Genomic DNA, 15,787 nt, shown 5'->3' on the forward strand with positions numbered 1-15,787 from the left:
GCCACGACTTTCTCAGGAAGGACGGTGGACCATGTCCACTGTGTACGACGTGACCCGCTGGACGATACCCGGACAGCCCGGGGTGACCGCGAAGCACGACATAGGGGCGGTCATCAACAGCATCATCGCCGACGTCAAGGCCCGGCAACCCAACCAGGCGTCCAAGCCCGGTGCGGTCATCTACATCCCGCCAGGTGACTACTCGCTCAAGACCCGCGTCGTCATCGACGTCAGCTACCTGCAAATCAAGGGATCCGGCCACGGCTTCGCCTCGTCGAGCATCCGTTACAACGCCGGCGACACCTCCAGCTGGCACGAGCTGTGGCCCGGGGCCAGCCACGTCAAGGTGGAAAACACCGACGGACACGCCGAAGCCTTTCTGGTCACCCGCGGCGGGGCACCCCGGCTCAGCTCCATCGAGTTCCGCGACTTCTGCATCGACGGGCTCAGCTTCACCCCGACCCAGAACTCCTACACCAACGGCAAGACCGGCATCCGCATCGCCTCCGACAACGACGCGCTCAAAGTCGCCGGCATGGGCTTCGTCTACCTCGAACGCGCCCTGGTCAACAACGGCGCCGACGCGTTCAACGTCACCGACAACTTCATCGCCGAATGCGGCAGCTGCGTCGAGCTGACCGGCGCCTCCCAAGCCAGCAAGATCACCAACAACCTCATCGGCGCCGGCTTCGTCGGCTTCTCCATCTTCGCCGAGAACGCCGAGGGCCTGCTCGTGCAGGGAAACAACATCTTCCCGCGCGGGCGCAGCATGGTGCACCTGAAGACCAGCAACCGCTGCTCGATCACCGGCAACCGGTTCCAAGCCTTCTACCCCGGCATGATCGACTTCGAGGGGGTCAACAAGGAGAATCTGATCGTCGGCAACCACTTCCGGCGCGTGCCGGAAGGTTTCCCGCCCTTGCAGGCCTTCGACAACGGCAAGGACGACCTGTACGGCCTGATCCACCTCGTCGGCGACAACAACATGGTGTCCACCAACATCGTCAGCTTCGACGTGCCGCCTTCGGCTATCACGCCGTCCGGCGCCACCCCGACCATGGTCCTGGTCGCTGCCGGCGACGCGAACTTCATCAGCAACAACCACTTCGTCACGAACACCGAAACAAACCACGTCGTCTTGGATGCCGGCACGACCAACACGAAGATCCTCGACAGCGGCACCGCCGCGCAGATCCTCGCGTTCACCACCAACTACACCCTCCGCCCGACCCCGTAACGCGGACGATCTCCAGGCCGGCATCGGCACCGGCGCACCATGCGCTGGCGCCGATGCCGGCTTGCGTGTTTCCGCGAGGCGCATTCCCTGCCAAACGATTTTGGCAGGGAATGTACGTTTCCAGGCCTTGATTAAACGTTTTGGCAACGGCACGCTCACATGACCGACACATTTCCCTTCTCGGAAAGGACGGTCGTGATGAGACGGTTGACCGGCGCCGCCGTCGCTGTCCTGCTCCTGCTCCACCCAGTCGCGCTGCCCGCACCGGCATCCGCGGCCGCAGCCGACATCGTCAACGCCGACTTCGAGACCGGCGACCTGTCCGGCTGGACCGCCACCGGGACCACCTTCACGCACGCGGTCACGAAGGACACCGGCTGGGGTTGGGGGTGCTGCTTCGGCCAGCAAGGCGCATCCCATGTCTGGGGTCACCGCACCGCCGGAGACGCGGCCACCGGGACGCTGACATCCAGTCAGTTCGAGCTGGGCGGCTCCGGGCAGGTCAGCTTCCTGCTCGGCGGCGGCAACGACACCACCAACCTCTACCTGGCACTCGTACGGGCCGGTGACGGCGCGATCCTGTTCCGCGCCACCGGCCGCAACGAAGAGAACTACCACCGCGTCACCTGGGACGCCTCCGCCCACATCGGACAGACCCTCTACCTACGCGCGGTCGACACCGCCACCGGCGGCTGGGGCCACCTCAACCTCGACGACGTGCGCCTGGACGAGCCCGCACCGGGCGACCTGGTCGCGCACTGGTCGTTTGACGAGCCGGGCGGCGCGGTGGCCCGGGACAGCGTCGCCGGCCGGGACGATCCGATCAACTACGTATTCAACAACGCCGTCTACAAGCCCTCCTCGCCGCCGCAGCGACGCCCGGGCGTGGTATCCAATGCACTGCTGTTCGACGGGTACTCCACCTGGCTGACCCGTTCCGGGCTGGACACCCCGACGCAGGCGCTGACCGTGCAGGCGTGGGTCGCGCCGCGTGCCTTCGAGTGGGGCGACGACCGCAAGCTGTCCGCGATCGTCGACCAGCACGACGAGGCCGCTCGACAGGGTTTCATCCTGGGCGTGGGCCGGCACGGCGCCTGGTCGTTCCAGGCCGGCATCGCCGGGACCTGGCAGTCGCTGTGGGCCGACTCCGCCAAGCCATTGCGCCGCGATCGATGGCACCACCTGGTCGCCACCTTCGACGCCGCGACCCGCACGATGCGGCTCTACCTCGACGGGACGCCGGCCGGGAGTCTCGGCACACCAGCCGGCGGCATCACCCCGTATCCCGGCAACCTTCAGATCGGACGGCACAACCAGGGCGTGGTCATCAACGGCACCTTCACCGTGAACATGTTCGCCGGGCTCATCGACGAGGTGAGCCTGCGCCGGCGGGCGCTCGGCCCGGCGGAGGTGACCGCCGCCTACCAGGCGGTGCCGGCCGCGCCGACCCCCGACCTGGCGATGCGCCGCAGCCGCTACGACGGGGACATCTATCGTCCCCAGTACCACTTCATGCCGCCCGAACACTGGATGAACGAGCCGCACGCCCCGGTGTACGCCGGCGGGCAGTACCACCTGTTCTACCAGCACAACCAGCACGGCCCCTACTGGCACAACATCAGCTGGGGACACGGCGTCAGCCCGGACATGGTGCACTGGCGCGACACCCCGGTCGCACTGGTACCCACCGCCGGGTCGGTAGCACCGGACGGCGTGTGGACCGGCAGCGCCGCCGTCGACGCCTCGGGCAGGCCGCTGCTGTTCATCACGGCCGGCGACGACTCGGTCTTCCCCAACCAGCGCACCGGCGTCGCCCGCGGCAGCGGCGGACCCGGCGACACCGACCTGAACACCTGGACCATGGACCCCGCGCCGGTCACCGTGCAGTCCCCCACATTGGACGTCGGCGCCGGCCGCAAGGTCCGCTACGGCGACTTTCGCGACCCGTTCGTCTGGCGGGAAGGCAACACCTGGTTTCAGCTCGTCGGCTCCGGCGTGCAGACCAGCTCGGGCGGCGACGTCGGGGGCACCGCCCTGCTCTACACCTCCGCCGACGCCAGAAACTGGACCTACTCCGGCCCGCTGATGGTCGGCGACGTCAACGCCTACCCCAGAACCGGCCAGGTGTGGGAGCTGCCCGTGTTCCTGCCCCTCGGCGGCGGCAAGCACATCCTGCTGACCAATCCGATGTGGAGCTACGGCACCGAACACAACGTCAAGTACGTGTGGTACTGGATCGGCGCCTGGAACCCGACCACCCGCACTTTCACCCCGGACAGCACCGCCCCGCGCCTTTTCGACTACGGCGAACACTTCACCGGCCCCAGCGGCTTCGTCGACCAGCAGGGCCGCTCCGTCGTGTTCTCCATCGCCCAGGACAAGCGCACCGAGCGCGCCCACTACGACTCGGGATGGGCGCACAACGCCGGCCTGCCCATCGTGCTGTCCCTCGGCCCGGACGGCGACGTCGCCGTCCAGCCACTGCCCGAGCTGACCACCCTGCACACGACAACCAACCCGCCGGTGTCCATCACGTCCGACACCTCCATCGAGGCCGCCAACCAGCAACTGGCCGGCGTCCGCGGTGACATGCTGCACCTGAGCCTCGAGCTCGCCGCGGGCGGCACCGGCCGCTACGGGGTCAAACTGCGCCGAAGCCCCGGCGGCGAGGAAGAGACCCTGCTGTTCTACGACACCGCGACCAGAACCCTCTCCATCGACCGCACCAGGTCCGGCAACAACTCCAGCCTCTTCGGCAACCTCGGCGTCCAGGGCGGGCCGCTGAACCTGGCCGGACAGAACCTCAAACTCGACATCTACCTCGACAAGTCGATGATCGAGGCATACGCCAACGGACGCCGCGCCATCACCAGCCGCGTCTACCCGTTCCGAGGCGACTCCCTGGGCCTGCAACTATGGGCCGAGGCGAACGTGACCGTGAAGAACCTCAAGGTATGGCAGATGAACCCCGCCTACGGCTGAGGCACCGGCCGTCCAGAATGGACGTAACTTCGGGGTCACCACAACGAGCGCGTAACAGGCTCTTGACTTCGTCGCAGTCGGAGAGCAAAGTCAACCTAAGCACGAAGCCAAAACGTTTGGGCAAAGGGATTCAGGCAAACGGCGGGCGGGGCGCCATGGTGCGATGGCGACGCACCACGGCGCACCGTTCGATTCCAGTTCGGGCGGCCGGTCAGCCAGCCGCCACCTCCCCGGCCGGCCTCAGCCGGCGGTCGACCCCACACGGAAGGCGGTGACGCGGGCGGATCGGACCCGTGCCCACGGGTGCCGGAGGCAGAACCGGCTTCCGTGGGCACGCACCCTGAACAGCATCGCCGCCACCGGGGTCAAGGGCGCCCCCTACGGCTTGCGGGCGCAGGTCACCGTGGGTGGGTTGTTGGCTCCGTTCCAGTTGCCCACAAACCCGAACGTCGCCGTCTGGCCGGGTGACAGCGCGCCGTTCCAGCCTTCGTTGAGTACGGTGTACGGACTGCTGCCGGGGATCGTGGTCCGGCCGCCCCAGATCTGGGACAGGGTCTGGCCGTTGGCGAAGGCCATGGTCACCGTCCAGCTCGTGGTGCCGGTCGTTCCGGTGTTCGCGACCCGGACCTCGCCCTGGAAGCCGCCGCTGCCGGTCCCCCACTGGCCCATCCGTACAAACGTGGCCGAGCAGCCATCCGTGCCCGTAGGCGGCGGCGACGTTGTCGTGGGCGGTGGGGACATGGTGGTCGTCGGCGGACGCGATGTCGTGCTGCTTGTCGGCGGACCGTTGGGATCGGCCACGAGTACGCCGCGCCCGTCGGTGCCGAGATACACCCGGCCGTAGACACTTGGGTCACCGGTGATGGCCTGGCCGGCGTTGCCGTACTGGTGCTGGTCGTCGTTGATCCGCACCCAGCTGACCCCGGTGTCGTTGGACCGGTACGCGCCCCGGACACCGTCGATCGTGGCCATCGTGTACAGCGCCGGGTCGGTGCGGCCGGGAGCCGGCGCGCCGAATCCGATGCTGACCGCGCTCGAGCTCGCCGCGATTTTGCCGAAGGTCGAGCCGGAGTTGGTCGAGTGGTAGAGACCCGTGTCGCTGGCGAGCCAGATGTCGCCCTCGACGCCGGGCGTGGTTTTGAACTGGCCGGTCGAGCCGAGGCCGGTCGCGGCCGCGGTGAAGCTCTGCCCGCCGTTGGTGCTCACGTAGAACGTGCCGCCCGAGAACCCGTAGAACTTGTTCGCGTTGACCCGGTCGGCCTCGACCCGAGCCTGGTTCGGCAAGCCGCTGGACTGGCTGAACGAGCCGCCCACGCTGGTCGAGAAGAACACGCCCGCGTTTTCGCTGCTCCACACGACGCGGCTGGCGTTGGCGTTCATGGCCACATGGCCGCGTTGCGCGCCGTTGGGCACGCTGCCCTGAAACCAGTTCGCTCCCGCGTCGGTGGAGTACGCGATGTTCGCCGAGTTCGTACGGTCGGTCTGGCCGACGCGGACCATCCACATCGGATTGCTCTCGGCGTAGTCGAGGCTGGTGACCGCGCTCATGAACGGCGTGTACATCAGGGCCGGCACGGCGTCGAGGTTCGTGTGCCGGAACCCGCCGATGTCGAGCAGGCCGGAGAACAGCGGTCCGCTCGGGTGGCTCACCAGATCGGTGACGACGCTCGACTCCATGCCTCGCACCATCGGCGCGAGGTTGACCGTGCCGCCGGTGTCCAGCGCCGTCAGGTTCGTCGTGCCGTAGACCGAGGCGCCGCCGTACATCATCCGGTTGGAGTTGAACGGGTCGATCTCCAGCGCCTCGGTCATCCAGCCGAGCTTCGGTGCCTGCTCCGGCGGCGAGGGCTGGGCGGCGTACGTCAGCCACGGCACCGAGCTGATGTCGAGGTTGTAGTGGTTGGTGCGGTTCGAGCCCGCGAAGTCGTAGAAGGATCGCCACGTCGCGCCGGCGTCGGTGCTGCGGAAGATGAACGTGTCCGGCCACCACGAGCTGTAGCCGGTGACCATGACGGTGTTGGTGGCCCGCTTGTCGACGGACAGGCCGGAGAAGCCGTACCAGTTGTCGCCGCCACCCGGCGTGGGCGGGGTGATGTCCGTCCAGGTGCCGGTGGAGATCTGGTACCTCGACACCGCGCCGGTGCCGCCGTCGTACGGGCCGCCCTTGTCGCTGGTCGCGATGTACAGCGCGCCGCCGGCGACCTCGCCCTGGTGGGCGAACGCGCCGGTCGGCTGGCCGGCGACCCGCTCCCATGTGGACCCACCGTTGGTGGAGCGGTACACAGTGTTCTGGAGGTCGGCCACGCCCACGTAGATGCCGGGCGTCGTGCTGCCGGAGGTCCCGCTGGCCTTGTCGAACGCGACCCACACCACGCCCTGGTTGAACGTCAGGTACTGGTTGGGGTCGGCCGCGTCCTGCACGTAGGTGCCGGCGTTGGGGAAATTCGTGACCCGCGACCAGGTCACGCCGGCGTTGGTGCTGCGCCACAGGCCCTGACCGGCCTCGGCGCCGAAGTACAGCACGTTGTTGTTGTTCGGGTCCACGGCCAGGCGTTCACCCATCCCCCGTCCGGGCATGTTGCCGCCCACCTTGAACGGCAGCTCGGTGACCTGCCACGTGGCGCCCCGGTCGGCGGAGCGCAGTATCGCGCCGTTGTTGGGATCCCAGCTGTTGAGGTACATGCCCGCGGCGGCGTACACCCGGGCCGGGTTGACCGGGTCGCTGGCCAGGCTCAGCACGCCGTTCCAGCCCCAGCGGTCCCAGCCGACCCAGTCCAGCATGGGCGTCCAGCTGCTCGTGCTCTGGTTCCACCGGTACGCGCCGCCGACGTCGGTGCGCGCGTAGATGAGGTTCTGCTCGGTCGGGTTGAAGACGATGCCGGAGACGAATCCGCCTGCGTCGAGGCGGACGTTTCTCCAGGAGTACGGCACGGACGTGGCTGCGCTGGCGCTCGGGGCATTCATCGTGACCAGAGCGACCGCCGTCGCGCCCGCGGCCAACGCGACTGATAGCGCGCCGGCGAGCTTCTTGCGCATGAGGGTCTCCTTTTGGAGGGTGGCCTCGGCCGATGCCCGACCGGCAGAGGCCACCGCCGGTGCGTGCTACGCGTACGGGTTCTGGGTCAGCAAGTGGGCCTTGAAGCCCTCGCCGACACCGGCCTCTGGGGTGCCGGTCCAGTCTTTGATGAGCACCGCGCCGCTGGTGCATCCCCATGGGTTCCAGGTCCAGGCCAGGTAGCTGAGGTCGTGTGCGTCGGCCCAGGTGACCAGGCGTTGCATGTAGTCGAAGCCGCAGTTGTCCTGGCCGAACTCACCGAGCACGACCGGTACCTGCTGGGCGAGCGGGGCGATCTGGGTGTCCCAGCAGGATTCGCTGGCGCACGCGTTGAAGCTGTAGGCGTGCCAGGACGCGGCGATGTTGTTCAGCGGGTCGTTCGGCTTGTATGCCAGCCACTCCCGCATGTCGTTGGTCCACTCCAGACCGCTGACCATGAGCAGGTTGGTGGCGCCGGTGGCCCGGACCGCGTCGACCAGGTCCTGCATGCCGGCCGCCTCGTACGGGAGGCCGGTGCAGGTGCCGCCATCACGAAGGCACTGCCAGCCCAGGGTCTTGTTCCATTCGGCGGGCATGTCCGGGTAGGGCTCGTTGAACAGGTCGAAGACGACGGCGTCGTTGCCCTTGAAGGCGTTCGCGACGCCGGTCCAGAACTGCGGGGCGTACCGCGCGTCCGGCATCGGCTTCTGGCAGACGGCGGCCGCGTCCTTGCAGTGCCAGTCCGGGCTGTTGGTATAGGCGCCCCAGTTCCAGTGCAGGTCGAGGATGACGTTGATGCCGTTGGCGACCAGCAGGTTGACGTACTCTTTGACGCCCTGCTGGTAGGTGGCGCCGCTGGGAGAGCCGTTGACGCCCAGCCAGCACTCTTCGTTCAGCGGGATGCGGACGGCGTGGATGTTCCAGGTCTTCATCGCATCCACGGAGGCCTGGTCGACCGGCCCGGAGTCCCACATGCCCTTGCCCTGCACGCAGGCGAACTCGCCGCTGGACCGGGACACGCCCAGCAGCCGGTACGGCTTGCCGTCCGCGAGGATCCTGTTGCCGGACACGCGCAGCTTCGGCGCCGGACCGCTCGGCGGGGGCGTGGTAGCGGTCGGTGAGGGGCTGGCGGTGGTCGGGCTGGCGGTCGGCGTGGTCACCGACCCGGTGCAAGTGGTGCCGTTGAGCGCGAACGACGCCGGGACCGGGTTGGCGCCGCTCCACGAGCCGACGAACCCGACCGAGGTGGACGCGCCGGTGCCCAGTGACCCGTTCCAGCCCATGCTGGCCGCGGATACCCGGGCGCCGGACTGTGTCCAGGTCGCGCTCCAGCCCTGCGTGACGCGCTGGCTGGCGTTGGGGAAGTCGAAGCCGAGCGTCCAGCTCGTCACGGCCGAGCCGAGGTTGGTGATGGCCACATTCGCGGTGAACCCGCTCGGCCACTGGCTCTGCACCGTGTACGTGACCGAACAGCCGGACGCGGCCGCCGAGGCGGGAAGGGTAGCCGTTGCCATGCCACCCAGTGCCAGCGCGCCGGCAGCGCCGACGGCCAGCAGTGCATGACGATGTTTCATCTGATCTCCCTAGGTATCGCGAGAGATCGATGGGAGCGCTGCTGCCATCTTTATTATGTTGATTACGAAAGTCAACCCACCGCATAGTCGGGTGTGGCACGGCAGGGCAGCCGGGCTCAGGCAATCGCGCAACGCGGTAAGTAAAGTAGCCTGGCAAAGCCGACGCGTAGGGGAGGGGACGTGGCGAGCAGCCCGATCTGGGCCAGCCGGCCGAAGACCCGTGGCCTGGTCCTGGATCTGATCAGGGCGGCGCGCACGATCAGCCGGGTGGAGCTCGCGACGGCGACCGGGCTCACCGGCGCGACGATCTCCGAGGTCGTGCGCGAGCTCATGGGCGACGGCCTGGTCGTCGAGGTCGGCCGGGGTGCGCCGACAGGTGGCAAGCCACGCACGATGGTCCAGCTCAACCCGCTGGCCCGCTACAGCGTCGGTGTCCAGCTCGAGCGCAACACGTGCGTCATCGTCGTCGTCGACCTGGCCGGCCGGCAGGTCGCCCGGACCTCGTTCCAGGGCGCGGCGCTGTCGCCGCCGGAGCAGGCGCTGTCGCTGGTGGCCTCGCAGGTGGAGGCACTGCTGGCCACGGCGGCCGTCGACCGCGACAAGGTACTCGGGATCGGCCTGGTCAGCTACGGCCCGCAGGACCGGCGCGCGGGTGTGCTGTTGACCCCGCAGCCCACCGAAGACTGGCTCGACTACCCGGTCGCGCGGCGGCTCGCGGAGAGCGTCGGATTGCCCGTCGTGCTCGACAACGACGCCGCGGCGGCGGCCATCGGCGAGTACTGGATGGGAGCGGTGGACCCGCGCAGCACCTATGGCTGCATCTACATGGCCACCGGGATCGGCGGTGGCGTCGTGGTGGCCGGCGAGGTCTATCGGGGCAGCTCCTCCAACAGCGTGGAGATCGGCCACATTTCGATCGACGTCCACGGCGAGGAGTGCCCGTGCGGCAACGTCGGCTGCCTGGAAAACTACGCCGGCCCGTCGGCTCTGGTCCGGCAGGCCGTAGCGACGCCGGGGCTGGCCCAGCGGCTGGCGCTCGACCCGGCCGGGGCAGACTTCCTCACCGAGTTCGCGCGGATCGCGGCCGCCGCGAACACCGGCGATGCCGAGGCCCGGGGCCTGGTCGAGCAGTCGGCCCGCTATCTGGGCGCTGCCGCCGTCACCATGACGAGCCTGTTCGACGTGGACACGATCGTGCTGGCCGGGCCGAGCTTCGCGGTCGCGGGCTCGATCTACCAGTCGGTGATCCAGCAGGAGGTGGACCGCCGCATGTTCGCGCGGCGGGCGCACCGGGTGCGGGTCGTGCCGTCGGTCAACGGGTCTGACGCGGCGGCGATCGGCGGGGCGGTCCTCGTCTTGCAAAGTGAGCTGACCCTCGGCAATCCGCGGCCAGAGGACGCACGCCCGGTGCCCGCATCCTGACCTCTACCTGTGCTCGTACGGCGGTGCGCTGCCGGCCGTGACCACCTCGGCCGGGTCGACGTCGAAGGACCGGCCTCGCGCGGCCGGATCGGGCGACGCCGCGGCCAGCAGCTTGGTGTAGGGGTGTCGCGGGTTGAGGATGACCTCGTCGGCCGGGCCCCGCTCGACCACCCGCCCGCGGTAGAGGACCAGGATGTCGTCGGCGAAGTGCCGCGCGGTCGCCAGGTCGTGGGTGATGTAGAGGACGGCGAGGTCCTGCTCGCGTTGCAGGCGGGCCAGGAGGTTGAGCACGCCCAGCCGGATCGAGACGTCCAACATGGACACCGGTTCGTCCGCCACCATGACGGTCGCGCCAGGTGCCAACGCGCGGGCGATCGCGACCCGCTGGCGCTGGCCGCCGGACAGCTCGTGCGGCCGGCGGTGCGCGATGTCCCTGGCTGGGAGGTTGACCCGCTCCAGCAGCTCTACCACCGCCGACCAGGTCTGCGCTCGTGTGTGAGTGTGGCCGTGCAGCCGCAGAGGGCGGGCCAGGTGGTGGGCGATGCTGTGGAACGGGTTCAGCGAGGCGAACGGGTCCTGGAACACCATCTGCACGTGGTGCCGGTAGCCGCGGTTGGGCACCGCTGCGCCGCCGGGCCCCCGCAGGATGACCCGGCCGCTCGTGGGCCGTTCCAGGCGGGCGATGATCCGGGCGATCGTGGACTTGCCCGATCCTGACTCGCCGACCAGCGCTACCGTGCGGCCCGGGGTGAGGGTGAACGAGACGTGGTCCACGGCCCGCAGCCGGGCGCGGCGCAGACCGCCGCGAATGCGGAAGTCCTTGACCAGATCCGCCACCTCCAGCGTCGTCACGGCGCACCCCCGGATCGCACGAAGCCCCCGCGCTCGCCGGTGAGGCTGGGGAAGGAGTCGAGCAGCCGCCGGGTGTACGCGTGCCGTGGCCGGTCCCGAATGTCCTCGGCGGGCGCGTACTCCACGATCTCGCCGTCGAGCATGATGGCGATCCGGTCGGCGACTTCCAGCAACAGCGGCAGGTCGTGGGTGATGAACAGGACGGCGAAGCCGAGCTCCCCGCGAAGCCGCATGATCTCCCGGAGGATGCCGCGTTGCACGACCACGTCCAGCGCGGTGGTCGGCTCGTCGAGGATCACGACCTGCGGGTCGAGTAGCAACGCCATGGCGATCATCACCCGTTGCCGCATCCCGCCGGACAGCTCGTGCGGGTAGGAGCGCAACCGCCGCGGGTCGACGCCGACCAGCGCGAGTAGCTCGGCGCAGCGGGCCCGCCGCGCCGCGCGGGACATCGCCGGCCGATGGGTGGTGAGCACGTCCTCCATCTGCGCCCGGATGGTGAGGACCGGGTTGAGCGCGTTCATGGCGCCCTGGAAGACCATGGACAGCTTCGACCACCGGAAGGTGCGCAGCTGCCGCGGCGTCAAGGCGAGTACGTCGAGGTCGCCGTCCGCGCGGTCGTGGAAGGTCACGGATCCGGCGGTGACTTCAGCGGGCGGGCGGTGCAACCGGTTGACCGCGTACGCGAGGGTGGTCTTGCCGCAGCCCGACTCGCCGGCCAGGCCGAAGATCTCGCCGCGGCGCAGCGTCAGAGAGACGTCCCGCACCGCGTGCACCGGGCGTTCGCCCTGGTACGTCACGGATAGGCCGGTCAAGGTGAGCACCTCGTCGGCACTGGGGCTCGGCACAGGGACGGTGGTCTGCCGGGCCACGGTGCCGACGCGCCGGCGCAGGTCCCGCAGCTTCGGATTGATGATCTCGTCGATGCTGAAGTTGACCAGGGCCAGACCGCAGCCGAACAGGGCGATGACGAGACCGGGCGGCACGAACCACCACCAGGCGCCGCGTTGCAGGGCGAAGCCGTTCTGCGCGTAGTAGAGCATCGTGCCGAGCGTCGAGGATGACGAGGCGCCCAGGCCCAGGAACGACAGGCCGGCCTCGCTGAGGATCGCGGCGATGACCGCGAAGACGAACTGGGACGCGAGCAGCGGCAACAGGTTCGGCAGGATCTCGACGCCGATGACCCGCCAGGGTCGCTCCCCGGCGACGCGGGCGGCCAGCACATAGTCCCGACCGCGCAGGGACAGGGTCTGAGCGCGCAGCACCCGGGCCGAGGCCGCCCAGCCGGTGATCGCCAGTACCAGCGCGATGGTCCACGCACCGCGCTGCTCCGGCGGCACGAACGCGGAGATCACAATCACCAGGGGCAGGCCGGGAATCACCAGCATCACGTTGGAGAACAGCGAGAACGCCTCGTCGACCACTCCCCCGACGTAGGCGCCCACGATGCCGAACAGCGCGGACAGGAATGTGGCCATGACGCCGACGAGGAAGCCGATGTAGAGCGATCCCCGGGTGGCATAGGCGATCTGGGCGAGCACGTCCTGACCGGTCTGGGTGGTGCCGAGCAGGTGCCCGCCGCCCGGTGGCGTCAGGCCGATGTTGTCGATCCGGTCCGGGTCGCCGACCAGCAGCGGCCCGACGAGACCGAAAACGGTGATCGCGAGGATGAGCGCGGATCCGACGGCGAGCTTGGGAGACCAGCGGGGCACGAGGTTGCGCCAGCCGGCGCTCGGTCGCGGCTCCAGCAGGTCGGGACTGAGGTTGGTCATCCTCAACCGCCGGTCCGGGTGCGGGGGTCGAGGATGCCGTAGAGCAGGTCGACGGCGAGGTTGGCGGCCAGCACCGCGACCGTGATGACCAGGAAGATGGCCTGCATGAGCGCGTAGTCGTTGTTCTGCACCGCTTGCAGCAGCTTCGAACCGATGCCGGGGTAGGCGAAGACCTGCTCGGTGACGATCGACCCCGCCACGACGAAGCCGAGAGAGATGGCGAACCCGGCGACCGACGGCAGGACCGCGTTGCGCGCCGCGTACCAGATCATGATGCGCCCCTCGCGCAGGCCTTTCGCGCGGGCGGTGAGCACGTAGTCCTCGGCCATGGTGGAGACCATCATGTTTCGGGTGCCCAGCAGCCAGCCGCCGACCGAGGAGATCACGATCGTCAGTGCGGGCAGGACGCCGTGGTAGAGGGCGGAGCCGAGGAAGTCGGCGTTCCAGCCCGGGGTGAGGACGACGTCGTACCCGCCGAGGAGGGGAAACCAGCCCAGCGCGGACCCGAGCACGGCGACCAGGATGAGCGCCAGCCAGAAGTAGGGCACCGCGGAGAGCACGGTGGTGGCGGGCACCAGCGAGTCCAGCCAGGTGCCGCGCCGCCACCCCACGAAAACGCCCAGCACGATCCCGAACAGGACCGCCAGGACCGTCGCGATCCCCACCAGCGCGACGGTCCACGGCAGCGAGGTGGCGATGACCGTCGAGACCGGCGTCGGGAAGTCGCTCACCGAGATCCCGAAGTCACCGCGCACCAGGTTGCCCAGGTACGACAGGTACTGCCGGAACAGCGGCTCGTCCGAGTCGGTGCCGAGCAGCAGCTCGTACGCCCGGCGGGCGGACGGGTCGACGCCGCCGCCGCGCTGCTGGAGCTTTGCCATGAGGATGTCCACCGGGTCGCCCGGCATCATCCGCGGGATGAAGAAGTTCAACGTCACCGCGGCCCAGAGTGCGACCAGGTAGAAGGCGAGCTTGCGCAGGTAGTACCGCATCGGCCCGGACTTACTTGCCGGCTGGCTTGAGCCGCAGGTAGACCTCCGCGTTGTCGGGATGCGCCCAGACCGCCGGGAAGGCGTACAGGTCGCCGTCGGTCGGCCAGCCGGTGAACTTGGCGTCGTGGTAGACGTTGATCGTGCCCTGGGTGAGGACCGGGATGTACGGCATCGCCTGCTCGATGCGGGTCTGGATCGTCTCCAGGTGGGGCTGCCGCGCGGCGGCGTCGGCGGGGTTGATGCGCTTGAGCGCCTCGAGGGCCTGGTCGACCTGCGGGTCGGAGAAGCGGCTGACGTTCGGGCCCGGCTTGGCGCCGACCTTGGCGGTCTGCGCGGTGCTGAAGAAGTAGTTGTAGACGTAGAACGGGTCCGGCGCCGGGCCCTGGTAGAGCGAGTCGATGACCAGCTGGTACTGGCCGCGGTCCTTGACGTCGACGAACTCGTTCCAGGACAGCTGCTGCGCGGTGAGCTTGATGCCGGCCTGCTTGAGCTGCTGGCCGATGGTGTTCACCGCGGTGATGTAGTCGGTCCAGCCGGAAACCGTCTTCAGCGTCAGCGACAGCGGCTTGCCGCCCTTGGCGTAGAAGCCGTCGGAGCCTTTGGCGTAGCCGGCGCCCTCCAGGATCTGCTGCGCCCTGGCCGGATCCGGCTGCATCGGGGCGGTCCGCTGCCGCAGCTTGCCGGAGATGAGCTCACCGTCCCGGTCCGGCAGCAGGAAGCTGGGTGAGACGTCGCGGCCGGTGCCTTCGAACGCCAGCGCGTTGAGCTGGGTGCGGTCGATGGCCTGGTAGATCGCCTGACGCACGGCCGGATCGGTCTGCGGGCCCTGGCAGCCCAGGGCGGCGCTGCTGCACGTCACCAGCACGATCTGGTTCACCGGGGTGATGACGGCCTTGTAGCCGGGATAGCGCTTCTCCACGTCCTTGACGTCCGGCACCGGCCCGGTCTGCCAGTCGATCTGGCCGGCCTTGAGTGCGGTGGCTCCGGACTGGTTGCCGGACAGCGCCAGGTAGCGGATCTTCTTCACCGCCGGCTCGCCGCCCCAGTAGGTCGGGTTCGCCTTCAGCGTGTACGCCTGCGGCTTGAACTCCTCCAGCTGGTACGGACCGGTGCCGACCGGATCCTCGACCACGGCGACGGCCGGATCGGCGATGTCCTTCCACTTGTGCTCCGGCACCATGTACGTCTTGCCCAGGACCGATGGGCCGTCCACGAACGACGGTTGGTCGAACGCGATGGTCACATGCGTGTCGTCGACCGCGGTGGCCCGCCCGGCGTAGCCGGTGCTGTTCATCCCCTTGTGCTTGCTGATCATGTCGAGCGTGAACACCACGTCGTCGGCGGTGAACCTCTCGCCGTCGGACCAGGTGACGCCGTCCCGGAGCGTGATCGAGAGCTGCGTGCCGTCGGCGTTCCAGGCGAACTGGGTGCCCAGCCGCGGTGTTGGCTCGTCGTCGCGGACGATGTTGTAGAAGAACAGGGTTTGGAAGATCGTCCCCGTCCCGCCGATGGCCGTCGGCGCGAATGGGTTGAAGTTGATCTGATAGTCGGTGGACTGGCCGGTGTACGCGACCAGCGTCGGGCTCTCGCCCTGGGCTGACGTACCCGACGATCCGCAGCCTGCGGCAACGGCCGCCGCGGCGGCCAGTATCACGGCGGCGCGCGTGCTCGCGCCGCGTTTCATCGACAACATCGCGAAGTCCTCCCGACGTGCGGTGTTCCTGGGATGTGCTACGACATGGAGCCCGCGCTGCGGCCATTATCAAGTTGGCTAAGAAAGTCGTCAATACCTGCACTTGCAGGAGTCCGGCGTTCGTTGGCGCTCCGGCAGAACTGGCGGAGATCGAGGGCTGTTGACTTACTTAACTTGCCTGCGTAAGGATTCGGGTCACCCCGCGTCCACTGCCGCCGACCGTCGAAGA

Annotated in this window: 9 protein-coding genes; 3 read left to right on the plus strand and 6 right to left on the minus strand. The window is 68.7% G+C overall.

Annotation, left to right across the window (positions count from 1 at the left end):
• The first annotated feature begins 31 nt into the window (after positions 1-31).
• Positions 32-1,237, plus strand: coding sequence for a NosD domain-containing protein (locus tag ACTMTJ_RS09165; protein WP_441215702.1), 1,206 nt, complete (start codon positions 32-34; stop codon positions 1,235-1,237).
• 198 nt (positions 1,238-1,435) lie between these two features.
• A complete protein-coding gene (locus ACTMTJ_RS09170; protein ID WP_441215703.1) occupies positions 1,436-4,219 on the plus strand; it encodes a GH32 C-terminal domain-containing protein in 2,784 nt (927 codons plus the stop codon).
• Between the two features lie 378 nt (positions 4,220-4,597).
• Here ACTMTJ_RS09170 and ACTMTJ_RS09175 read toward each other — a convergent pair whose 3' ends face one another.
• Positions 4,598-7,255: a cellulose binding domain-containing protein gene (locus tag ACTMTJ_RS09175; RefSeq protein WP_441215704.1), complete on the minus strand. Its 2,658-nt coding sequence runs from the start codon at positions 7,253-7,255 to the stop codon at positions 4,598-4,600.
• A gap of 66 nt (positions 7,256-7,321) precedes the next feature.
• Positions 7,322-8,827 carry a cellulase family glycosylhydrolase gene (locus ACTMTJ_RS09180; RefSeq protein ID WP_441215705.1) on the minus strand — a complete coding sequence of 502 codons (1,506 nt, stop codon included), beginning with the start codon at positions 8,825-8,827 and terminating at the stop codon, positions 7,322-7,324.
• Positions 8,828-9,007: 180 nt separating this feature from the next.
• Between ACTMTJ_RS09180 and ACTMTJ_RS09185 the strand changes: the two genes are divergently transcribed.
• Positions 9,008-10,249 (plus strand): ROK family transcriptional regulator, encoded by a 1,242-nt coding sequence (locus tag ACTMTJ_RS09185; protein WP_441215706.1) that lies wholly within the window; start codon positions 9,008-9,010, stop codon positions 10,247-10,249.
• Between the two features lie 3 nt (positions 10,250-10,252).
• Here the strand turns inward: ACTMTJ_RS09185 and ACTMTJ_RS09190 are convergent, their stop codons facing one another.
• Genes ACTMTJ_RS09190 through ACTMTJ_RS09205 form a run of 4 tightly spaced genes read right to left on the minus strand, consistent with a single transcriptional unit; the run spans position 10,253 to position 15,558 of the window.
• A complete protein-coding gene (locus tag ACTMTJ_RS09190; RefSeq protein WP_441215707.1) occupies positions 10,253-11,101 on the minus strand; it encodes an ABC transporter ATP-binding protein in 849 nt (282 codons plus the stop codon).
• Positions 11,098-12,873, minus strand: a complete 1,776-nt coding sequence (locus ACTMTJ_RS09195) for a dipeptide/oligopeptide/nickel ABC transporter permease/ATP-binding protein (protein WP_441215708.1) — start codon at positions 12,871-12,873, stop codon at positions 11,098-11,100. The genes ACTMTJ_RS09190 and ACTMTJ_RS09195 overlap by 4 nt, the downstream gene beginning before the upstream one ends.
• A 2-nt stretch (positions 12,874-12,875) precedes the next feature.
• Positions 12,876-13,865, minus strand: a complete 990-nt coding sequence (locus ACTMTJ_RS09200; RefSeq protein ID WP_441215709.1) for an ABC transporter permease — start codon at positions 13,863-13,865, stop codon at positions 12,876-12,878.
• Positions 13,866-13,875: 10 nt separating this feature from the next.
• The gene (locus ACTMTJ_RS09205; RefSeq protein WP_441215710.1) at positions 13,876-15,558 is read right to left on the minus strand and encodes an ABC transporter substrate-binding protein; all 1,683 of its coding nucleotides are present in this window, start codon (positions 15,556-15,558) and stop codon (positions 13,876-13,878) included.
• Positions 15,559-15,787: the final 229 nt, after the last annotated feature.

This window comes from Phytohabitans sp. LJ34 (assembly GCF_052068095.1).
Taxonomy (GTDB): Bacteria; Actinomycetota; Actinomycetes; order Mycobacteriales; family Micromonosporaceae; genus Phytohabitans.